General features: G+C 71.4%; 18 protein-coding genes and 1 tRNA gene. 8 read left to right on the forward strand and 11 right to left on the reverse strand.

The features are described from left to right. Positions 1-41 precede the first annotated feature (41 nt). From HNR30_RS02920 to HNR30_RS02940, 5 genes are read right to left on the reverse strand one after another with little or no spacing between them, the layout of a single operon-like run. Positions 42-1,325 (reverse strand): cation:proton antiporter, encoded by a 1,284-nt coding sequence (locus tag HNR30_RS02920; protein WP_181608062.1) that lies wholly within the window; start codon positions 1,323-1,325, stop codon positions 42-44. Next, entirely contained in the window at positions 1,306-2,625 is a 1,320-nt protein-coding gene (locus HNR30_RS02925; RefSeq protein WP_181608063.1) for a cytochrome P450, read from the reverse strand. The genes HNR30_RS02920 and HNR30_RS02925 overlap by 20 nt, the downstream gene beginning before the upstream one ends. Next, entirely contained in the window at positions 2,619-3,647 is a 1,029-nt protein-coding gene (locus HNR30_RS02930) for an alpha-hydroxy acid oxidase (RefSeq protein ID WP_181608064.1), read from the reverse strand. The genes HNR30_RS02925 and HNR30_RS02930 overlap by 7 nt, the downstream gene beginning before the upstream one ends. Beyond that, complete coding sequence (locus tag HNR30_RS02935) at positions 3,647-5,167, reverse strand: NAD(P)-binding domain-containing protein (RefSeq protein ID WP_220133151.1); 1,521 nt, start codon at positions 5,165-5,167, stop codon at positions 3,647-3,649. The genes HNR30_RS02930 and HNR30_RS02935 overlap by 1 nt, the downstream gene beginning before the upstream one ends. A gap of 3 nt (positions 5,168-5,170) precedes the next feature. Beyond that, on the reverse strand, positions 5,171-6,604 hold the full coding sequence (locus tag HNR30_RS02940; protein WP_181608065.1) for a class I adenylate-forming enzyme family protein: 1,434 nt from the start codon (positions 6,602-6,604) through the stop codon (positions 5,171-5,173). Positions 6,605-6,654: 50 nt separating this feature from the next. Between HNR30_RS02940 and HNR30_RS02945 the strand changes: the two genes are divergently transcribed. The 6 genes from HNR30_RS02945 (at position 6,655) to HNR30_RS02970 (ending at position 11,688) form a co-directional block, all read left to right on the forward strand. Next, entirely contained in the window at positions 6,655-7,344 is a 690-nt protein-coding gene (locus HNR30_RS02945) for a sulfotransferase family protein (protein WP_181608066.1), read from the forward strand. 112 nt (positions 7,345-7,456) lie between these two features. Continuing rightward, a complete protein-coding gene (locus HNR30_RS02950; protein ID WP_181608067.1) occupies positions 7,457-8,131 on the forward strand; it encodes a TIR-like protein FxsC in 675 nt (224 codons plus the stop codon). Next, complete coding sequence (locus tag HNR30_RS49900) at positions 8,128-9,252, forward strand: TIR-like protein FxsC (RefSeq protein WP_181608068.1); 1,125 nt, start codon at positions 8,128-8,130, stop codon at positions 9,250-9,252. Before HNR30_RS02950 ends, HNR30_RS49900 begins: the two co-directional genes overlap by 4 nt. Positions 9,253-9,356: 104 nt before the next feature. Beyond that, a tRNA-Ile gene (locus HNR30_RS02960) sits at positions 9,357-9,430 on the forward strand. A 60-nt stretch (positions 9,431-9,490) separates the two neighbouring features. Next, on the forward strand, positions 9,491-10,729 hold the full coding sequence (locus tag HNR30_RS02965; RefSeq protein ID WP_181608069.1) for a hypothetical protein: 1,239 nt from the start codon (positions 9,491-9,493) through the stop codon (positions 10,727-10,729). Continuing rightward, positions 10,726-11,688, forward strand: a complete 963-nt coding sequence (locus tag HNR30_RS02970; RefSeq protein ID WP_181608070.1) for a hypothetical protein — start codon at positions 10,726-10,728, stop codon at positions 11,686-11,688. The genes HNR30_RS02965 and HNR30_RS02970 overlap by 4 nt, the downstream gene beginning before the upstream one ends. Before the next feature lie 5 nt (positions 11,689-11,693). On the opposite strand, the gene HNR30_RS02975 is transcribed toward HNR30_RS02970, so the two are convergent. From HNR30_RS02975 to HNR30_RS02995, 5 genes are all read right to left on the reverse strand, one after another. Next, entirely contained in the window at positions 11,694-14,948 is a 3,255-nt protein-coding gene (locus HNR30_RS02975) for an ATP-binding protein (protein WP_181608071.1), read from the reverse strand. Further along, positions 14,948-15,604 (reverse strand): hypothetical protein, encoded by a 657-nt coding sequence (locus HNR30_RS02980; RefSeq protein ID WP_181608072.1) that lies wholly within the window; start codon positions 15,602-15,604, stop codon positions 14,948-14,950. Before HNR30_RS02980 ends, HNR30_RS02975 begins: the two co-directional genes overlap by 1 nt. 2 nt (positions 15,605-15,606) lie before the next feature. Then, positions 15,607-16,575: an endonuclease domain-containing protein gene (locus tag HNR30_RS02985; protein ID WP_181608073.1), complete on the reverse strand. Its 969-nt coding sequence runs from the start codon at positions 16,573-16,575 to the stop codon at positions 15,607-15,609. Between the two features lie 93 nt (positions 16,576-16,668). Next, entirely contained in the window at positions 16,669-18,126 is a 1,458-nt protein-coding gene (locus HNR30_RS02990) for a S1 family peptidase (RefSeq protein WP_181608074.1), read from the reverse strand. Between the two features lie 60 nt (positions 18,127-18,186). Then, positions 18,187-19,119: a LysR family transcriptional regulator gene (locus HNR30_RS02995; RefSeq protein WP_181608075.1), complete on the reverse strand. Its 933-nt coding sequence runs from the start codon at positions 19,117-19,119 to the stop codon at positions 18,187-18,189. 72 nt (positions 19,120-19,191) lie between these two features. On the opposite strand from HNR30_RS02995, the gene HNR30_RS03000 reads away from it, so the two are divergent. Together HNR30_RS03000 and HNR30_RS03005 are read left to right on the forward strand one after the other, a co-directional pair. After that, entirely contained in the window at positions 19,192-19,416 is a 225-nt protein-coding gene (locus tag HNR30_RS03000) for a DUF6158 family protein (protein WP_181608076.1), read from the forward strand. Next, complete coding sequence (locus HNR30_RS03005) at positions 19,413-19,646, forward strand: hypothetical protein (protein WP_181608077.1); 234 nt, start codon at positions 19,413-19,415, stop codon at positions 19,644-19,646. Before HNR30_RS03000 ends, HNR30_RS03005 begins: the two co-directional genes overlap by 4 nt. Here the strand turns inward: HNR30_RS03005 and HNR30_RS03010 are convergent. After that, on the reverse strand, positions 19,643-20,443 hold the full coding sequence (locus HNR30_RS03010; RefSeq protein ID WP_181608078.1) for an alpha/beta fold hydrolase: 801 nt from the start codon (positions 20,441-20,443) through the stop codon (positions 19,643-19,645). The genes HNR30_RS03005 and HNR30_RS03010 overlap by 4 nt on opposite strands. Positions 20,444-20,507: the final 64 nt, after the last annotated feature.

Raw genomic sequence — 20,507 nt, forward strand, 5'->3', positions numbered from 1 at the left:
CTCCAACGGTTGCACCGCCACCACCGGATTTCCAGGGCCGGTCAGGCATCGGCCCGCTCCAGAACGGGACTCTTCTGCTGCTGGGGCTCGTGCTGGTCGGGCAGCGCCAGCTTGTACAGCGGCAGAGCGCCGGCGGTGGTGATCACGGCGACGAGCACGAGCATGGCGAACAGCTCGCTGGTGATCATCCCCTGGGCCAGGCCGATGTTGATGAAGATGAGGATCATCAGCCCGCGCGCGTTCATGAGTCCGCCCACGGCGTACGATTCGCGCCAGCCGAATCCCATGCCCCGCATCGCCAGCGCGCACCCGAAGTACTTGCCGACGAAGCCCGCGACGAAGATCAGGCCGAAGGCCAGCAGCATCGCGCCGCCCGCGATGCCGCCGAGCTGCGTGTTGAGCCCGGAGAAGGTGAAGAAGACCGGCAGCAGCAACGTCGAGACGACCTCCATCATGCGGCCGTGCAGCGCGTCGCGGAAGGCGGGATCGCGCGGCATCGCCAGCCCGGCGACGAAGCCGCCGAAGACCGCGTAGACGCCGATCCAGTCAGTGATCCACCCGGAGGTGAGCGCCACCAGGATGACCACGTACACGGTTGTGGGGCTGAACCTGCCGGTCCTGGCCACCGCCGTGCCCAGCGGACGCAGCAGGGGGCGGACCACCAGCAACATCACCGCTGCGAACACCGCCGCCAGCACGATGGTCGGCACCGCTCCCTCGAAGCCGCGTCCCAGGTGCACCGCCGTCAGTACGGCCAGCAGGCACCAGGCCAGCGCGTCGTCGATGGAGGCGGCCAGCAGGCTGAGCCGGCCGAGCCGGCTGTTCTCCAGCCCGCGCTCGTACAGGATCCTGGCCAGCATCGGGAAGGCCGTCAGCGACAACGCGCCACCGACGAACAGGGCGAACTCCCACCGGCTCACGTCGGGCACGGAGAGCATGTCGTACAGCAGTAGTCCGGCGCCGCCGCCGAGGGCCAGCGCGGGAACGATGCCCGAGGCCGCCAGCGCCGAGCCCTTGCGCACCTCGCCCGGGCTCTTGGCGCTGTGGTCCATCCCGGCGCCGACCAGGAACATGTAGAGGGTCAGCCCGATCGTGGACAGCACGTACAGCACCGGCCGGACATCCTGCGGGAACAGCGCCGCCTGGGCCTCGGGGAACAGCCAGCCGAACAGGGTCGGGCCGAGCAGCACGCCGGCGACCATCTCGCCGAGCACGCGCGGCTGCATCACCATCATGGCCAGGCGGCCGCAGATCGCCGAGGTCAGCAGGATGACGACCAGCGCGGGGAAGACCTTGAGGACCAGCTCAAGGTTGGGGTCGAGCATGCGCGTTCTCCTCTCGTTCGAAGTGGCGGGCGCACAGGCGCTGCCTGCGGGCGTCCCACACCATGTAGGTGCCGAGCACGAGCTGGACGAGGCTGCGCCAGACGTCCTCCCACCGGTCGCGCAGGCGCATGAGCGCCAGGGCGCCGGGCGCGGGCACGCCGCCGGGCGTGGTGATCAGGCAGGGTCCCCGGTTGGGCATCGACCTGGTGTGCGAGGCGGCAGAGTGCAGCGCGTGGCGGCCGAGGATCTCCTCGGTGACCGCGCGCATGGCGATCGGCGCCAGCCGCCAGGCCGGGCACGGCCGGTTGGCGGCCACGCCGAACGGCAGGTGGTGGGGCCACCGGGGACGGTCGGGATCGAAACGGCCGGGCTGGGGAGTCCCGGCGTGGTGGAAGGCGGGGTAGTCGAAGCACAGCACGGACCCGGCGGGGATGCGGCCGCCCCCGCCGAGCTCGATGTCGGCGACGGTGACGCGATGGGCGATGCCGAACAGCGGGTAGAGCCGCATCGTCTCCGCCATCACCCGGTCGAGATGGCCGGGCTCGCCCGCCCTGGCCCGCCGCTGCGCCGCCGGATGCCGGGCCAGGACCAGCAGCAGGTGGGCCATGGCCTCCGACATCTGCACGACCGCGGTGACGAAGAAGGTGCCCTGCAGGTAGAGCGCGCGCTCCTCGTCGGACAGGCCTTCGGGCAGCGGCAGCCGTACCCGGTGCAGATTGGCCTCCAGGTAGGCGGTCAGCCGCTCACGCCGATCCATGTGGCGCAGCCCACAGCACTTGAGCGCGGTGGCGACGTCACCGGCGGCGCCCACGATGAGCTCGCGCGCCTTCGGCGGGCAGCGCTCTGCGAAGACCAGCTCGTAGGAGAACTCCGCCCACAGCGGCATCATCAGGTCGCGCAGCCGGACCCGTCCCGAGGTGCCGATCACGGTCGTGGCCGTGCAGCGACGGGCGAGCTCCTCGATCTCCGCGCGCCGTACGGACAGCAAGGCCCTGGTGGTGAGCGCCACGGCGGTGTAGCGCTCACCGGCTTCCAGGTGCTCCTGGTGGATCTCGGCACCGGGCGACAGCCAGTACCAGAACAGGTCCGACAGGGCCGCGCCCTTGCTGCGGCCGATCGCGGCCGGATGGCCGTAGATCTCCTCGAACCGGTCGGCGGTGACCAGCTCGCCGGGGACGGTGATGCCGTCGTCGCCGTTGATCCGCGCGAACAGCCGCGTGCGCAGGGCCACGATCCGGTCCGGCAGCCACCACGGCAGGCCTGCCACGACGACGGCGGCGGCCGCCAGGAGGATCAGCATGGCCGTCTCACCAGGTCGGGGCCGATGTCGTCCAGGCCCGCGCAGCCGCACATCGTCAGCGCGTACTCCAGCTCGTCGCGCAGGGTGGACAGCACGCGGGTCACGCCCGGCTCGCCGCCGGCCGCCAGCCCCCACAACACCGGGCGGCCGACCGCGACCGCGTCGGCGCCCAGCGCCAGCGCCTTGACGACGTCGGTGCCGCGCCGCACGCCGCCGTCGAGCAGCACGGGTACGGCCCCGCCTACGGCCTGGGCGATCCCCGGCAGCACCTCGACGGTGGCCGGGACCGTGTCGAGCTGGCGCCCGCCGTGGTTGGAGACCACGATCCCGTCGGCGCCGTGGTCGACGGCGAGGCGGGCGTCGTCGGGGCGCAGCACACCCTTGATCACGATCGGCATCGTCGTCATCTCCCGCAGCAGGGCCAGGTGCTCCCAGCCGAACGCCGGCGACATGACGATGGGCCGCACTCCGTCGCCGTCGCGCAGGTTCTCGCAGTGCAGGCCCTCGGGCAGGTCGGTGAAGCCCCGGTCGTCGTCGCGGCGCCCCCTGACGGGCGCGTCGACGGTGACGACCAGCGCCCTGCATCCGGCCGCCTCGGCGCGGCCGACGATCGAGCGGGTGAAGCCGAGGTCCGGCTGGATGTAGAGCTGGAACCACAACGTCGCCCCCGGCGCGGCGGCAGCGACGTCCCCGATCCCCACCGTGGACGCCATGCTCACGATCATGATCGTGCCGGTGGCGGCGGCCGCCCGCGCGGTGGCCCGCTCGCCCTCGGGGTCGGCGAGCCGGTGGAAGGCGGTCGGCGCCACCAGCACCGGCGCCGCCGTCGGGCATCCGAGCAGGGTCATGCCGGTGTCGAGCTTGCCGGCGCCGCGCAGGACACGAGGAAGCAGCCGCAGCCGCCGGAAGGCCTCCTCGTTGGCGCGCAGGGTGATCCCGTCGCCCGCCCAACCGGCGTAGTAGGCGACGTGCGCGGGATCCATCCGGGCCTCGGCCTCGGCCCGGTCCGCGGACCAGGACATCAGCCCATCGCCTCCGCCAGGAAGGCCCGCAGCGGCTCGACGTGCACCTCGGGCGAGGTCCACTCGTTCTCGAGGTTCTCGGTGATGTGGTGGACGGCGGGCGGCCGGCCCGGCCTGTGGTGGCGCACCACCGGGTGCAGGTAGTGGCCCTCGGCGGCGCGGGCGGCGTCGTTCTGCCTGATGCGGCCCACGTTGACGTCGAACGGGTCGACCTGGTCGTGGTGCGGGCCGTACTCCAGGGTCACCGCGATGTGCTCGCCCTCCTCCAGCCCGACGGGCAGTTCCTCGCGGTAACGTGCGCCGTCGCCGCCGAGGGTGATGACGTCGCTCATCAGCCCGAACTGCTGCCACAGCGCCGAGCTGTGGTTGACCCGCGCGATGATCGCGTCGGCGACGGCCTGCGGGTCGGCGGGCAGCTCGCGGTACGGCCACGGCACGCCGTGGTGCCTGGACTCCAGGATCCGGTGCAGCGCGCGCACGCCGTACCTGAACCCGTGGATGAAGCCGCTCGTGCCGCGCTTGAAGTCGCGCGACTGGGTGATGGTGCCGGCGAAGTAGAGCCCCGGCACGTTGACCGACTCGTAGGCGGGGGTGACCTCGGGGAACCTGCCGTCGATGACCAGTGCGGGCGCCACCTCCTCGGCGAAGATCGAGGAGTCGAAGCGGAAGCCCGTGCAGACGATCACCCGGTCGTAGGGGATGTCCTTGGTGATCTCGTTGGCCCTGGCGAAGGCGACCGTCACCAGGTAGGTGCCGTCGACCTGGCGGGTGATCTGCCTGACGTCGCCGTCGAGCACGGCGTTCTGCGATTTGAGCTGGTAGGTGTCGAGGAAGTTGTTGTTGACCGCGCGCACGTGGCCGACGTAGTGCGTGCGCCAGGCCATGCGGATCGAGTGCGGTCCCGCGACGTGCACCACGGCGGCCGTCTCGACGAGGTTGTCGGCGGTCTCGAAGGCGGAGTTGCCCTTGCCGATGATCAGGACCCGCTGGTTGAGGTAGCTCTCGGGCGCGGTGTCGGCGCTGCCGTACAGCTCGGCCTCCTCGATGCCGGGGATGGCCGGGACGTTGGGCCTGCTGACGCCGGTGGCGACGACCAGGCGCCTGGCGCGATGGCGGCCGTCGACGACGAAGTCGTCGCCGCTGCGGGTGATGTGCCTCACCGGGGTGTCGTAGGCGATGGGAAGGCCGCAGGCCTCGGCGTAGTCGCCCAGGTAGCGGACCATGTCGTCGGCGTCGGGGAAGTAGCGGTCGCTGTAGCCGGTGAACAGCAGGGCGGGATCGTCCGATAACAGCGAGTTCCAGTCCATGCGGAGTCTGAGCTCGGGGTCCTCCCATCCGGTGTGCTTCTTGTTGATCGAGATGAGCGTGCGGTGGCGGGGAAAGGTGCGGAAGAACGTGCCGGGGGAGGGGCCCGCCTCCAGGATGAGGTGACGGCGACCGGCCCTGTGCAGGTGGTGGCCGAGCTGGAGCCCGGCGGGACCGGCGCCGATGACGAGATAGTCGTAAGTGGTTGAAATCACAACTCATTGTTGGCGGGGGTTTCTCAGAGATTGCTCAGAGCCCAGCAGCGCCCGCTTGTCCGGCTTGCCGCTGGGCGCGACCGGCACGCCCGTCACGACGGTGACGGTCTTCGGGACGTGGTCGGCGCCCAGTTCCCGGCGCACGAGCGCGGCCAGCTCCTCCTGGTCCGGCGCGCGATCCGCGGCGGGCATCACGAACGCGTGCACCGCCTCCCCGGTGTCGTCGTCGGGCGCCCCGGCCACGTAGGCCTCCGCGACGCCGGGATGGGAGGCCAGCACCCGCTCGATCGGGCCCGCGTACACCACCATCGCGTTCACCATGATCACGTCGCGGGTGCGGCCGTCGAGACGGAGGAAACCGCCGTCCATGCGCCCCAGGTCGCGGGTGTTGATCCAGCCGTCGTGGGGCGCCGCGCCCCAGTAGCCGGTCATCATGTACGGGCTGCGGACATGGACCTCGCCGTCCCTGATGGCGACCTCGACGTTCGGATGCGGCCTGCCGACCGAGTCCGCCGCCCCGGGCAGGTCCTCGGGGGTGAGCATGGAGATCGAGCCCGCCTCCGTCTGGCCGTACCCCTGGAAGAGCACGGGCCCGAGCCGCTCGGCGGCCTGCGCCAGCCGGGCCGGGCTGATCGGCGAGCCGGAGACCATCAACGCCTTCAGACTGCTGACGTCCACCCCGGGCTCCTGGAGCATCCCGTGCAGCCGGGGGACGGTGATGATCGCGCCGGTGATGCGATGGCGCTCGATCGCATGCGGGAACAGCGGGCGGCCGTCGTCCTCCGGGATCACCGCCACACCCCCGCCCAGCAGGCACGGGGCGACGAACTCCAGCACGACCATGCTGGCCAGGGTGCCGAACAGCAGATAACGCTCGAACGCCTCGGCGAAGCGGGCGGCGACGGGCGACCACACGCGCGGCTGCCAGGCCCAGTGCTCGCCGAGCGCCCGGTAGGTGAACGCGCAGCCCTTCGGGCGGCCGGTGCTGCCGCTGGTGAAGGCCAGCAGGGCGACGTCGCCGGGCCGTGCGGTCTGCTCCAGGGGGCCGCCGTCGCCTGGCAGCGTGAGCAGCTCCTCGATCACGAGCGTTCGGGCGTGCGGCGTGCTCGCGTTCATCCGATCCACCAGCACCGCCTCGACCCCCATCGACAGCACGTGGGCGAGCTGCGCCGGCGGATAGCCCGGCCGCACGCCCACCACCCGGCAGCCGATCGTGTGCAGCGCCAGGTGCGCGGCCAGCGCCTCCGGCGTCACCTCCGTGCGTACGGCCACGCCCGTGCCGGGGCCGAGCCCCGCCGCCCTCATCGCCGCCGCCAGCCGCCTGATCAGCCCGAGCAGCTCGCCCCGGCTGACGACCCTGGACCCATGCTCGACCACCGGCCGGTCCGAGGCCTTGCCGAGAGTTTCGAGCAGGGGGTGTGGAAACAGATCCGCCATGGTTCATTGGTAGACGGCGCAGATCAGAGTTCGATCGGAAAGGCATCCGGATGAAAGTGATCGGCGCGGGGTTCGGGCGCACCGGGACCAGGTCGTTACAGGCCGCGCTCGACCTGCTCGGCTACGGCCCGTGCTACCACATGGCCACCGTCATCGACCAGCCGCGCAGGGTACGCCAGTGGCTGGAGATCGGCGAGGGTCGCCCGGCCGACTGGGACGAGGTGTTCGCCGGTTTCCACTCGGCCGTCGACTGGCCCGCCGCCTCCTACTGGCAGGAGCTCGCCGACCGCTATCCCGACGCCAAGATCGTCCTCACCGTGCGTGATCCCGGCGCCTGGTACGACAGCGTCAGCGCCACCATCTTCCGCAGCGCGCTCGCCGAAGGCCGTCCGGCGCCGCTGCGGCGGCGGATCACGCGCTGGCTGGTGGCCCGCCGCGCGCCCGACTTCGCCCTGTACCCGCGCATGGCCAGGGCGACCATCATGGACCGCGTCTTCGACGGCCGCGTCGGCGACCGGGCCCACGTGCTGGAGGTGTTCGACCGGCACGTGGAGCGGGTGCGCGCGACCCTGCCAGAGGAGCGGCTGCTGGTCTTCGACGTGCGGGAGGGGTGGGGGCCGCTGTGCGCCTTCCTTGGCGTGCCGGTGCCACCCGCGCCGTTCCCGCAGGCCAACGAACGGACCGCGTGGTGGGGCAAGCGGGCGCGCAGGAGGGCGAGGCTGATCGTGCTGGGGCGGTGAGATGCCACTCCGAGTCGGACCCTAGCGGGCCTGCTCGATGCTACGCTCGCGCCCTGGACGGTCCCGGCCGGAGGCTCCGCGGCCCTGAGCGGAGCGGAACAGGGTTCACCACATGGCCGAGAACGCGCACGACCCTGGGATGAGCCGGTTGGCCGCCGAGCCATGGCTCTATTTCTTCTTGAGCCACGCACACGTGAAGCCGCACCATCTGATCGACGACGATCCCGGTCGCCTTGTCATGACCTTCTTCCGGGACCTGTGCCAGCACCTCATGCAGATGACGAACTGTCCGGGCGGGGAACTGCCCGGTTACGTCGATCTGAGCATGCGCAGCGGCACTGAATGGGACCCCGAGATAAAACGCGCGCTCGGTGTGTGCCGGGCCTTCGTCCCGCTGTACGGCCCCCGCTACTTCGCCAGCGAATACTGTGCCATGGAATGGGGGGCCTTCTCCCATCGGGAACAACTGCATCGGAAGGCGAGCACGGTCAGCTCCACGCAGAGGGCGATCGTCCCTGTGCTGTGGTCGCACTTCGATCCCGGCGGAGCCCCCCAGGTGGCACGCAACATTCAGCTCACGAGTTTTGACATGGACGCCCGGTATCGCCGGATCGGGATATACGGCCTGCTGTCCACCAAACGTTGGGACGATTACGACACAGCCACCTACGAGATCGCGCGTGACATCGTGGAGACGGCGGAGTTGACGCAGATCGAGCCCTGCGATCCCTCGATGTTCGACAGCATCGAGAATCCCTTCCAGGGGACAATTGAGGTGGGTCCGTGAATGCCATCGACGCCGCCAATGACGACTCGCAGGCCCCGCTCTTCTTTCTCAGTTACGCGCATACGCCCAGAGTCGGTGCGGAAGAGCGCGGTGATCCGAACATCTGGGTCGCCAAGTTGTTCCGTGATCTGTGTGATCAGATCACGCTGTTGCTGGACGAGCCGATCGATGGATCGCTTGGTTTCATGGACAAGTCGCTGGAGTCTGGCCAGAACTGGTCGCAGGAGCTCAGCGTGGCACTGGCCACCTGCAAGGTTTTCGTGCCGCTCTATTCTCCGCGCTACTTCGCAAGCGAGAGCTGCGGCAGGGAATGGGCCGCGTTCACGCAGAGTCGGCATCAGCATGACAACGCCTCGAGTCCGATCCTGCCGGCGATCTGGGTGCCCGTTAACTCTGCCGACCTGCCCACACTGGCGCGGAACATCCAGCATGCGCACGCCGATCTGGGGCCCCGATACGCCGAAAACGGCTTCTACGGGCTGATGAAGCTCTCCAGGTATCGTCAACAGTACAGCCGCGCCGTGTACGAGCTGGCGAGAGGGATCGTCGAGGTAGCCGAACGCTCCGATGCCCCGGCGGGGGAGCCGGTCGACTTCCTGTCAGTCAGGAGCGCCTTCGATTTCGAGGACGCGCGGCCGATCGTCCGTGTGACCGTCCTGGCCTCCAGCCTTGGCGGACTGCCACGATCTCGCGATCCGTACTTCTATGGGCGCAGCTCCATCGAGTGGAGTCCGTTTCGCGATCGCCATTCCAGCCGGCCGCTCGGAGACGTCCTGGAGGGTTTCCTCGCGTCTCTCGGATACCAAGTCGAGGTCCGTGACTTCGGTGAGCGTATGCGGACCGGAACTCAAACGGCGGAGCCGGAGGTGGTGATCGCCGATCCATGGCTGCTGGCACATCCGGATCACTCGGAGGATGTGGCCGCGCTCGCCGAGATGCAGTCGTCGCGCGTGGCCATCCTGGCTCCGTGGAACCCCGACGACGAGCAGTTGCCCGCCGCCGCCGATCTCCCGGCGGACCTGCGAGTGACGCCGGTCAGTAGCGCCGAGGACGTCGGCAGGACGGTCTCTGCGGTTCTCGCCAAGCTCACCCAAGAATCCGGCGGCGATCCCGGCCTCTGAACTGTGGCTTCATCATGGAACGAGCGGGAAGCCCGGCGGACTGGCGTTTGGGAGATCGTCTGTGGTCTCATTTCTCCAGAAGTTGTGGGAGACTGCACACTTGCGGGGCGGTAGCTCAGCTGGTCAGAGCAGTGGACTCATAATCCATGGGTCGCGGGTTCAAGTCCCGCCCGCCCTACTCGCAATACCAGCCCTAACGGGACAGAACACTTTCGCTGTCACGATCGTCTAACCGGACATGCGGAAGATCATGATCGTCGGCCTCGGGGCGGTGCTGATCGGTGCCGCCGGCGGCAGCGCGCCCCCGTCGGTCTCGCGGCTGCCGCCCGCCGAAGCCGCGGGCACGCTCGACGAGCTCGCCGCGATGCTGCGCCCGCATGAGGCCCCCGACGAGGAGTCGTACTTCCAGGCCTACGACGTCTTCTCCCTGTGCACGGGTGCGCTGAGCGACGAGGCCGAGCCCCGCGGCGTCGCCGCCTACGCCGCCCGGCTCCGCACCGATCCGCCGATCCACGTGCGCTTCATGAGGCTGGCCGACGCGAAGGCCGCGCGCGAGCTCGCTCACGCGGCCGGCGGCGAGGCGGGCGCCTGCGAGGGACCCGCCGCCGAGGAGTACGGGGCGGTGATGGAGGGCGACGTCGGCGTGGCGCCGTACACGCGCGGCGGCTGGGAGGGGGTCCAGGTCGTCTCCGAGACGATCGCCAAACGTCCCACGGCGTGGATCTACAAGCCCCGGACCGAGGGGCACGTCGTGGCGCACAAGGGCCCGTGGGTGGCCCATGTCCAGTGGGAGGTGAGCGGCGCCTTCGGATGGCCGATGCGCCACTGGACGACCGGCGGCCTGGACCAGGTCGAGTGGGCGCTCTCCCACGCGGGCGCGGACGAGCCGCCGACGTGGCTGAGCCGGGTCCTGCCCGATCCCGGACTGTACGGCACGCGCATGGAGGTCCGGCCGAGGGTCGACCAGGACACCGACCTGGCCTGCGCGAACCTGGCCTCCCGGACGTTCATCGTGGGCTCCACGCAGTCGGTCGACCGCTCGATGCTGGGGGATGCGGCCGTCCACGAGAGTGTGCACGTGGCCGCCGACGAGGTCCAGGCCGAGCGGATCCGGCACGGCAGGATGCATGACGAGTCGGCCCGGATCCACCCAGGGTGGGTGCGCGAACCGTGCCGCCACTGGGACGACCAGAACCTGGAGGGGGCGGTCGGGATCCTTCCGGCCGTCGAGGCGTTCGAGCACGGCCGGTGGACGGGGGAGATCGAACGCTTCGCCGGGCGGGTGCGCAGCATGCCGGACGAGCCGACCTACCGCGACTCCTACGCCCACGTCGCCGTCTCCGTGCGCAGCGGGACCACCGTGGTGTACCTGCAATGGCAGGTGGCGGCGGGCACCGATCTCGAAGGGGCACTGCGCAGGGGCGAGCCGGTGCTCAGGAAGGCGCTTGATCACATGAGCACGATCGTGCCGTCATGAGGGATCGCGCGGCGGTGCTCATGCGGGCGGCCGGGCCTTACACGCTGGTGGTCCTGGGGCTCAACGTGGCCGCGGTCCTGCAGACGCGGGGCAACCTCGACGGCGTCACGGTCGGCCATCCGGCCGGTCCCGTGGCGGCGTTGGAGGAGTTCGGCGTCCAGCGCTCCCTGGTGATCGCCGCCGTCCAGGCAGGCTTCGCGGGCTTTTTCCTGTGGGCCGCCCGCAGGCGCTCCCCGGCGGTCCTGGCGGCGACTGGCGCCGTGACGGGGCTCTACTGGGCAGGGTTGCTGCTGGTGCGCTGGTTCAACCCGGTCAGCGACCTCCCGGTGGAGGGCTTCAGCAGCCCGCCGTTCGAGCGGCTGGAGCCCGGCTGGTACCTGCCGTCGCTGACCGTCGTGCTCTGGGCCGCCGCCGCCACGCAGCTGGCCGCCGTGGTCCTGGCGGTTCGCGGGAGTTCGTGGCGGGAGGGAGGTCAGGGTTCGCGGCTGCTGGTGGCCGGGCCGATCCTGGCGGTCGCCGCCTACGCGGTGGTCAACCTGGTGGCGATCCGGCTGGCGACGGAACCGCGCACGCCCGCCGACGTGTTCGGCTCGCCGTGGAACGACGCCTCCCGCTCCTCGCTCGTACGGCGGGCCTGGGAGTCGGCGGGCCTGCTGGGGCGGTGGCTCCTGCTGGTCGGTGCCGCGGCGCTGCCCGTCGTGGTGCTGGGACGGCGCATGCTGAGGCGCGGGGTCACGCCGGGCAGGCTCGTGACCGCCCTGCTCTTCAGCGTGCCGTACCTGCTCCTGCTCGCCCTGTTCACGTGGCTGCACCCGTTGTCGGATCAGATGAACTACGACGACCAGTCGGGATACATCCAGCAGAGCCCGGTGTGGCACCCGGCCGCCCTCGTCGTCGTGTGTGTCGCGGCGGTGGCTGTCCAGGCGGTGGCGCTGGTCAGGGCGACGCCGAGGACCTGAGGCGGTTAGCGGCGGCTGCGCTCCAGCACCTCCTCCACCGACAGCGGGGCGCGCGGATGGTGGCTCAGGCACAGCGGCGCCTGGATCTTCACGAACGGTTCGCCGTCCAGCGCGGCGTAGAACTGCCCGGTGCGCAGCCGGGCGATGTCGTCGACGGAGCTGCCCTTGGCCGAGGCCAGCTCGCGTGCCGCCGCGATCTGGGCGGGGGCGTTGAGCAGGCCGAAGAACTGGGTGGCCGCGTTGCCGGGTATGCGGTTGTGCAGGCCGCGCGGCGCCTGGGTGGCGAACACCAGGCCGAGGCCGTACTTGCGCGCCTGGGCGGCCAGGGCGAGCGTGCTCTGCGTGCACGCGGTCATGGTGCCGGAGGGGGCGAAGGTCTGGGCCTCGTCCATGACGAACAGGCCGCCGAGCGGCCGGTCGCCCGCCGGGTTCTTCCTGATCCAGGCGAACAGCGCCATCTGGAGCTGGTTGACGAAGCTCTGGCGCTGGTCGTCGGCCTGCAGCCCGACGAAGCTGATGACCGAGATCCTGGCGCGTCGGCCGGGGGAGGGGGTGAGCAGCACTCCGGGGTCGGCGGGTGCGCCCGAGCCGCCGAACAGCGGATCGATGATCATGGCGGCTTTGAGGCTCTCACCGATCTCGGCGGCGATCTTGTGGGCGCCGTCGAGGGTGCTGAGCCCGTCGGGCAGGTCGCACAGCAGGTCGACCAGGCCCGCGAGGCCGGTGCGTCCGCGCCTGCCGTAGAAGTCGATCGCCTCGCGGAGCAGGGCCTGGCCGCGGTGGGTCTTGGCGGTGCGGCCCTCCAGCTTGGCGCGCGGGATCAGGGAGGCGACGGCCGACTCGACGGCCTCGTTGAACTCGTCGGGGTCGTCGATCACCGCGGTGAAGTCGGGGAGCGGCTGGAAGACGAGGGGCCTTCCGCCGTCGCGGCGCGGCGTCCAGACGACGACCTCGGCGCCGTGCAGGTACTCCTCGGCGCGGGCGGCCTCGTGGTGCGGCTGCGGCCAGGGGTCGCCGAGGCGGGCCAGGTCGTTGTTGGGGTCGAGCACGATGGCCGAGACGCCGAGGAGCGCGCACTCCTCGATCAGGCGCCTGATCAGCACCGTCTTGCCCGAGCCGGATCCGGCGAAGATGACGGCGTGTTTGCGGAGGGCCTCCAGGTCGAGGCGGGTGGGGGTGCCGGTGAGCAGGTCGCGGCCCACGGGGATGACCGGCGGCGCGGCCGGTTTCGTGGACGGCTTCGCGGGCGGGCTGGGCGCGACGGCCCGGCCCGGCGTTGACGGCGTGCTTGGCGTTGATGGCGTGCCCGGCGTTGACGGTGTGTCGGGCGATGACGGCGTGTCGAGCGATGACGGCGTGTCGGGTGTCGACCGCACGTCAGGCGTCGATCCCACGTCGGGTGTCGGCCGCAGCCGAGGTGTCGACCGCACGTCAGGGGTCGACACCCCTTCAGCCGGTGTGGCGGGCGCCGGGTCGCCGAGGGCGTCCTGGAAGACCGCCAGGTCGCGGGTGGGGCGGCGGGTGGCCAGCCAGTCCGCCAGCCCCGGCGGATTGACCGCCAGCAGATCCCGCAGCGCCCCCAGCAGCGCCAGATCCTCCGCCCCGAGCGGCAGCACCCGCCCGCCCCGCTTCTCGAACTCCTCCACGGTCGTCCGCGTCACGGGCCCGCCGGGCCAGGCGCCGTTGCGCAGCACGAACAGCCGCCGCTTGGGCACCGCCGAGTCCAGCCCGGCGGCCACGGAGGCGACTCGCAGCCGGGAGAGCACCGCGTTGTGATGCTTGGCGCTGATCGCGCGGAACGCCCAGTGGATCTCGTCCTCGGTGCGCTCGTCGAGCGCCCGGCGCAGCCGCGCGTGCAGGGCGGGCTTGGCGCTCGGCGGGGCGTCCTGCCGGTAGGCGCCCGCCTCGGGCCCCTGCTCCATGATCCAGGCGGCCAGTCCCGCCGCCAGCAGCGGCGGCATCACCTGGTCCTCGGAGTCGGGCTCCAGCCGCGGGTTCTGGTCCGTACGGCTCCGCAGCCCGGCCCAGAGCGCGTCCACTTCCGCGTGGTCGTGCTCGGTGGGCGCCACGGGCACGGAGGGCACGCTCGCCCCGGCGCCGAGCTCCCTGACCACCCCGTCCTTGAGGCAGTCCTGCACGTGCCGGTCGATGTCCAGCAGCAACTGCCGCGGCGTGAACTCGGTGGCCTCGCGGAGGTATTCCGGCCGCACCGGCCAGGTCGGGTAGGCGGGTTCGAAGCCCAGCTCGGAGAACCGTACGGCGAAACGCCGCGCGACCAGTGCGAGCGCCCGGTCCTCCGTGCCGAGGTGCTGCAGGAACGGCACCTCGCGGAACCGGTCCTGGACGGAGTCCGTGGCGTGCTTCTGGATGAGCGTCCAGGTGGAGGGCAGGCAGCTCAGCACGGTCAGCGTGCGGGAGGTGACCTCGCGCAGCGACATCAGCCCGCCTCCGACCCGTTCCACGACGAGCCGGTCGTTCCAGGAGAAGCCCTCTTCCGCCGAGGTGGTCATACCCGCCTGGGCCAGGAGCGTGTCGATCTGGTCGACGGCGATGACGCAGTGCCCGGTCAGCGCCAGCAGCCGGGAGATCCCGCGGACGATCTCCTGGGGCGTGGGCCGCGCGCCGCTGATGCCCCAGCGGCCGCGCTCGCCGGGCTCGCCCTCGGCCACGCAGGTCAGGAAGGACTCGCCGATGTCCTGCAATCCCAGGTCGCCGGCGCCGAGCAGGACCAGGGCGCGGGCGACGTCGCGCTGTTCGCGGCCGGTGCGCGGATGCAGCAGGCGCAGTTTCTCCACCAGCTCGTCGAGCGTGGCCCGGGTCAGCGGGGAGCGGCCGTCGGCCTCGCGCCGTTTCATCCTGGGCAGGTTCGTCTCGGCCGCCAGCTTGGCCAGGAACGCGGCGAGCTGGGTACGGCCGTCCGCCGAAGGCCTGGCCAGGCCTTCCAGCAGGGAGATCACGACGCTCTCCCAGAAACCCTTGGCGTCGAGCAGGCCGACCAGGAAGAAGTAGCCGCCCTCCGCCTGGGTGCGCTCGCGCAGCCAGCCGAGCAGGTGGGTCTTGCCCGTGCCCCTGATGCCGCGTACGGCCAGGCCCACCGGGCTGGCGCCCTGGCTCTGGCGGGCTTCCTCCAGTGCCGAGCCGATCACGCGCTCGGCGGCCGGGTACAGCGCCTCGACGTGGAACGGCGACGGGCGCCAGACGTCGTCGGCGTGCTCGACCGGGTGCAGCCTGAGCGCGGCCAGAGCCTGAAGCTCGCTCATCAGGCGCCGATCGCCAGCAGGTGCTTGTCCTGGTTGCCGATCACGATCGCGGCCGCCCTGTCGCCAGGTGTCAGGGTCTTCTGGTTGCCCTCGGGGATCAGGATGCCGTCGGCCCTGTTGAGCTGGACCAGGGCGGCGTCGACCGCGTCGCGGGGCAGGTCGGCCAGGTGCTCGCGCAGGACGGCGAGGCGGACCCACTCGCCGGGGCGCGCGGCGAGGGCGGCGTAGGCGGCGCGGACCCGCCCTTCCGCGTCTTCGTGGTGCCCGAGCACCGCCGTCGCGCCTTCCGTGGCCGGCGCCGTGCTCGCGGACACCTCGTCGGGGGCGAACAGCTCGGCCAGGCTGCGCTCGCCGCGCCGTACGGTGGCGCCGAGCCAGGCCAGCAGCACACGGGCCGCGACGGTGCCCGCCCGCGACGGCACGGGCACGCCTTCGCGCAGCGCCTCCGCGGCCCTGGCCCAGCCGGAGTCGGTCAGGACGTGCTCGAACCCGCGTCCGTGCCTGTGGCTCTCGACCAGCTTCGCCTCGTTCAGGGTGCGCCGGAGCTGTCCGTCGATGGCGCTGCCGTACCGGTCCTTGAGCACCGTGTTGGTGGCCTGACCTGTCTCGGCCATGAGCATGAGCAGCGCGCTGAGCTGGGAGAGGGGGAGGGTCATGGTCAGCCTTCTCTGCGGGTGCGGAGGAAACGTTCGATCCGTGCCACCACGGACGCCACATCGGTGAGGACGTCCTGGTTGGTGAAGCGGAGCACGGCGAAGCCGTCGAGCTGGAGGTCGACGTCGCGGCGGCGGTCGCGGGCGAACTTGTCCGGCCCGCGATGGTCGGGGCCGTCCGCCTCCACGACACACCTGTCGGCCCGCCACATCAGGTCGGGATGGATGGGCGGGTGCAGCGGCGTGTGCTGGTAGGTCCGGTTCCATTCGCGGCCCGCCGCCCACGGATGGCGGGCCAGGGCCTGCTCCAGCCGCAGTTCGGCGGGGCTGCCCGGATGCGGGCGCCCGGCCACGGGCGGGTAGCACGACGCGGGAAGATCCGGGTGCCAGCGGGAGGGCGGGTCGACGGGCACCTCGGCGCCCTCGATCGGCTCGCGCAGCTCGGCTCCGGTGAGCCAGACGCCGAAGCGGCCGGACCTGGCCAGCCAGTGCGCTCCTGACACGAACGCCCGCTCGTCGGCGGGGTCCAGGCCCTCGGGGACGCGCACCAGGAGGGCCGCCGACGCTCTGCCGTACGAGGCGGCCAGGACTCTGGACAGGCCCACGGCCCTGGTCTCGGCGGGGAACCGGCGCCCGCGCGAGCCGGTGACGGCGCGCTCGGCCAGGTCGCTCAGCCACGGGCCGAAGTGGGAGGTACGGCGGGCGAGGTCGTGGGCCAGGCTCCGCGCGGCGGCCGGCGCGGCGCCGCCGGATCCGGACAGCCCCTCGGCGCCGGGTAACCAGGCGGGGAACAGCCGCAGGCAGGCCGACTCGACCTCGTCGAGCGCCTGCGACGTCAGGTCGCGCCCGCGCGGGCTAAGCACGGCGACGGCGGGCGTCAGCGGGCTGGACGCCGGCGCGTCCGTGCGCGTGCCGGTCACCCGTACGGCCCGGCCCACCGGCAGATCGTTCCACCCCGACCCGATATTCAGCATCAGGCGTGGTTATACACCAACGATCAGCGCATCTGCTGGTTCATACGGGATCCGGACGGTGCCACCCTCGGGAGGCACCGTCCGGAAGGTGGATTACGGACGGTTCAGGCCGATCGTGTAGGAGCCTGAGCCGCTGTAGGCGTGCACCCGGTAGCGGTAGTAGCCGGAGGTGCCGTTGTAGGTGGTGCTCTCATCGGGTCCCGAGCCGCTGCTGGTGGCGACGGTCGCCCAGGAGGAGCCGTTCCACTTCTGGAGGTAGAGGTCGAAGTCGACCCCGGCGGGACCGTCGAGGCAGCCCGCGTGGGTGCCGGAGGCCGAGGAGTAGTAGTAGGAGTTGTTCGGGTGGTACTGGTTCTGGCCGGAGGAGATCGACGCGGTGAACTTCTCGTTGTAGGCCGCGCATCCGGTCGGCGGGTTCGGGCCGCCGCCCGCCAGCACCAGGGTGTAGCCGCGGTTGAGGATCTCGGCGAGCGGCTGGAAGTAGGTGGTGCCGCCGGAGGTGCAGTTGCCGCTGCCGCCCGAGGTCATGCCCTGGGCCTGGTCGTTGGTGATGAACGCGCCGCCCGAGTCGCCGCCCTCGGCGCAGACGGTCGTGCGGGTCAGGCCGGAGACGGTGCCCTCGGGGTAGTTCACCGTCTGGCCGAGCGAGGTGACCGTGCCGCAGTGCCACTGGGTGGTGGAGCCGGAACGGCAGATCGAGCCCTGCGGCTGCGTGACGGTCTGGCCGCGCACCGGCAGGATGCCCGCGCTGTAGCCGTTGACCACGCCGGGCGCGGTCCAGCTGGAGTTCGTCTCGACCCAGGCGTAGTCGTCGCCGGGGAACGACGAGACGCGGAAGGTGCCCTGGGCCTGCTGGTTGGCGCCGTTGGTCGCCTGGCCGACGTCGCCGCAGTGCCCGGCGGTGGTGAAGCCGAGCGCGTTGTCGCTGTTGCGGCGGGCGGCGAAGCCCACGGAGCAGCGGTAGCCGGCGGCCGGGATGTAGTAGGCGTCGCCGCCGCGGATGTCGGCCAGCGGCTTGGGCTGCTCTGCCGACGCGACGATCTTCACGCTCGCGGGGTCCACGCCCGCGGAGGCGATCCACGCCTGCGCGGCGGAGGCGTCGGAGGCGGCCACGACGATCGCGTTGTCCTGCGGGGAGACGCCCCACGAGTGCACCGACGACGACGGGCGCGCGGCCTTGTCGAGGCCTTCCTTGGCGCCGTTGAGCTGGGCCAGGGAACGGGCGACCACCCTGGCCTGGGCGCCGGCGCGGCGGATCGCGCGCGAGTCGGAGCTCTTGACGGTGCCGACCACGAACGTGCCCTCGGGGCCTTCGTACCAGGCGCCCGCGTAGGAGTCGCCGAGCTGCTTGGCCAGGTCAGGAGCGGTGGCGTTACCGTGTGCCTCGTTGGCCAGGCGCTTGATCGCCTGATCCTGGCTGATGCCCAGGTCGCGCTCCATGGCGTCGACCATGCCCTGCGGGGGCTCGGCGGTGGGTGCGGCCGAGGCGGGGACGGGGGTCAGGAGTAAGGCGCCGATCGCGATGGCGACCAGCGCGGGGGTGCGTAGCATGGTTTCTCCTTGCTCGCTGGGGGGTGCCGTCACCGTAACGGCGCTCCCGGCGGCCGAGGACTACCACTTCGCCCCTATCACGGGGTTATGGACCAGCCACGCGTCGTAGACCGGGCTCTGCCGTACCGCCTCCTGGTGGGCGAGCCTGGCCTGGGCCAGCACCCACGAGGCGCCGGGCGTCGACGGATGCCAGCCCAGCAGGTGGCGCCAGCGCAGCGGCGCGCCGCGCAGGGGCAGCATCACCAGGCCGGGCGCGGGCCGGTGGGTGGCCTGGCAGAGCACCACCGCCCGTCCGACCCTGGCCAGGTGGTAGCAGGTCGCCACGTCGGTCTCGTACATGGTGCCCGGGGTGAACCCCGCCCGCGCGCAGGCCGCGGCGAAGCAGTCGCCGAAGCAGCCGTCGCCCGGATTGACCGCCCAGTACTCCCCGGCCAGGTCCGACAGCTCCACGTCGTGCTGCCCCGACAGCCGGTGCCCCTCGCCGACCATGACGAACACCGGGTCGGTGCCGATCGTGCCCCAGCTGATCGACTCTCCCGGCGGCCCCGCGTCGCCGCAGACCCCGACCAGGACGAAGTCGAGCCGCCCGAGCTCCGCCATCGTCGCCAGCTCGTTGGCCGACCAGGAGGTGGAGGTGCGCACGGGACCGTGACCGGCCAGGCGGTCGACCAGGCCGCCCAGCACGTTCCCCGCCGTGGCGCCGATCCGGTAGCCGGTCGTCGGCCCGTTGGCGAAGCGCACCGCCTCGTCCTGCAGCTCCTTGGCCGCGGGCAGCAGCACCTTGGCCCGGTCGAGCACCAGCTCGCCCAGCGGCGTCGGCCGCGCCCCTGTCCTGTCGCGCTCGAACAGCGCCCCGCCGAGCAGCCGTTCGATGCGCTTGAGCTGGGCGGTCAGCGCCGGTTGCGCCAGCCCTAATCGGGTCGCGGCCTTGCTGACACTCCCGGCGTCCGCGACGGCGCGGACGATCCTGAGGTGCCTGAGCTCGAGGTCCATATGCGGAGTGTGACACATATGTCAGGAAATATGACGAGCAACTGTCGGGCATTCCTGGGTAGAGGCTGCCCCATGACAGCCATGGGAATCGACCCGCGCGGCCTGACCGAGGACGACCTGCTCCGAGAGTTGCGCCACCTGCACCAGACCAGGACCGACACGTTCCTGCACGGCTCCGACGACGCCCTGGCCCGGCACACCTCGCGCACCAATGAACTGGAGAGCGAGTACCTGCGGCGCCACCCGGAGCGGCACGTGGAGCCGGGCAGGCTCAGGGAGGGGGCACGAGAGCGATGAGCGATCACGACGTCCAGGGATTGTCCGACGCCGACCTGCACGTCTACGAGGCGGTGGCCGCGGAGGCGGTGGAGGGGAAGGGGGCGTTGTTCGACGACCTGTGCCGGTTGACGGGCCTGCCGGAGGACGCCGTACGGCAGAGCCTGACCAGCCTCGTCGCCCAGGGGCACGTCGTTCCCCGCGGAGAGGGGTACGGACTGGGGGAGCACACGTTCGAGGTGGACTACTAGGCCGGGTGCCCCTCCTGGCCGAGCACGTCGAGCAGGCGGGCCGCGTACGCGCGCGGATGGGTGACGCCCCCGTCGTGGCCGCCGGGAAACACGACCGGCTCGATGCCGAGCAGGCCGGCCAGCTCGGCCGCGCACCGATGGGCGAAGCTCGTCGGCGGCGTCGCCCCGCCGTACGCCGGCACGATGCGCACCGTGCTCTCCCTCAGCGGCGCGTAGTCAACGGCGTCCTGGGTGAGCGCGGTGCAGTCGTGCTCGATGAGGAACCCGAAGTTGACCACCCGCCGCGGGGTGAGCGGGTGCGGTGTCAGTCCGGGCTCGACCGGCGCTTCTGACAGGCCGAACGACCTGGCGACGGCCCTGAAGGCGGCGGCCACGCCGTCGCGCCGGTGGATCTCCTGGATCCCGGCCAGCTGGCGCTCGTAGTGCCCGCGGGCGAGGGCGGGCAGCAGCGGCGGCGCGACGGGCTCGTGCGCCACGAGGGCGCCGACCTGCGCGGGATGGCCCAGTGCCAGGTGCAGCCCGATGACGGCGCCGATGCCGCAGCCGAGCATGCGGACGGGTTCGTCGGTGAGCCCGGCGACGAGGTGGTGGAGATCGTCCGCGTGTTCCGCCATCGTGACCCCGGCTCCTCGCCGGTCCATGGCGCTGCGTGACAGTCCGCGCCGGTCGTAGGTCACCACGGTGTAGTGATCGACCAGCCGGTCGACCAGGTCGACCGTGTATCCGGCGTCGCCTTCGAGTGTCGGAGAGACCACCAGAATCGGCCCATTGCCGCGTTTCTCGTAATAAAGGGTCATGTCGGGCGCAACGCTAAGCTTTGTGGCTGCTGGTCCGAATCAGTAACACGACTGGTGGGAGAAA

Origin of the sequence: Nonomuraea soli (assembly GCF_013761175.1) — a bacterium.
Classification (GTDB): Bacteria; Actinomycetota; Actinomycetes; order Streptosporangiales; family Streptosporangiaceae; genus Nonomuraea; species Nonomuraea soli.

Excerpts from the sequence above, each read along its gene's own strand:
- HNR30_RS02965 (WP_181608069.1), top strand. The coding sequence starts at position 9,491 with ATGCGGAAGATCATGATCGTCGGCCTCGGGGCGGTGCTGATCGGTGCC.
- HNR30_RS02975 (WP_181608071.1), bottom strand. The coding sequence starts at position 14,948 with ATGAGCGAGCTTCAGGCTCTGGCCGCGCTCAGGCTGCACCCGGTCGAG.
- HNR30_RS02995 (WP_181608075.1), bottom strand. The coding sequence starts at position 19,119 with ATGGACCTCGAGCTCAGGCACCTCAGGATCGTCCGCGCCGTCGCGGAC.
- HNR30_RS02930 (WP_181608064.1), bottom strand. The coding sequence starts at position 3,647 with ATGTCCTGGTCCGCGGACCGGGCCGAGGCCGAGGCCCGGATGGATCCC.
- HNR30_RS02925 (WP_181608063.1), bottom strand. The coding sequence starts at position 2,625 with ATGCTGATCCTCCTGGCGGCCGCCGCCGTCGTCGTGGCAGGCCTGCCG.
- HNR30_RS02920 (WP_181608062.1), bottom strand. The coding sequence starts at position 1,325 with ATGCTCGACCCCAACCTTGAGCTGGTCCTCAAGGTCTTCCCCGCGCTG.
- HNR30_RS02945 (WP_181608066.1), top strand. The coding sequence starts at position 6,655 with ATGAAAGTGATCGGCGCGGGGTTCGGGCGCACCGGGACCAGGTCGTTA.
- HNR30_RS03000 (WP_181608076.1), top strand. The coding sequence starts at position 19,192 with ATGACAGCCATGGGAATCGACCCGCGCGGCCTGACCGAGGACGACCTG.
- HNR30_RS03010 (WP_181608078.1), bottom strand. The coding sequence starts at position 20,443 with ATGACCCTTTATTACGAGAAACGCGGCAATGGGCCGATTCTGGTGGTC.
- HNR30_RS02990 (WP_181608074.1), bottom strand. The coding sequence starts at position 18,126 with ATGCTACGCACCCCCGCGCTGGTCGCCATCGCGATCGGCGCCTTACTC.
- HNR30_RS02980 (WP_181608072.1), bottom strand. The coding sequence starts at position 15,604 with ATGACCCTCCCCCTCTCCCAGCTCAGCGCGCTGCTCATGCTCATGGCC.
- HNR30_RS02940 (WP_181608065.1), bottom strand. The coding sequence starts at position 6,604 with ATGGCGGATCTGTTTCCACACCCCCTGCTCGAAACTCTCGGCAAGGCC.
- HNR30_RS02950 (WP_181608067.1), top strand. The coding sequence starts at position 7,457 with ATGGCCGAGAACGCGCACGACCCTGGGATGAGCCGGTTGGCCGCCGAG.
- HNR30_RS03005 (WP_181608077.1), top strand. The coding sequence starts at position 19,413 with ATGAGCGATCACGACGTCCAGGGATTGTCCGACGCCGACCTGCACGTC.
- HNR30_RS02970 (WP_181608070.1), top strand. The coding sequence starts at position 10,726 with ATGAGGGATCGCGCGGCGGTGCTCATGCGGGCGGCCGGGCCTTACACG.
- HNR30_RS02985 (WP_181608073.1), bottom strand. The coding sequence starts at position 16,575 with ATGCTGAATATCGGGTCGGGGTGGAACGATCTGCCGGTGGGCCGGGCC.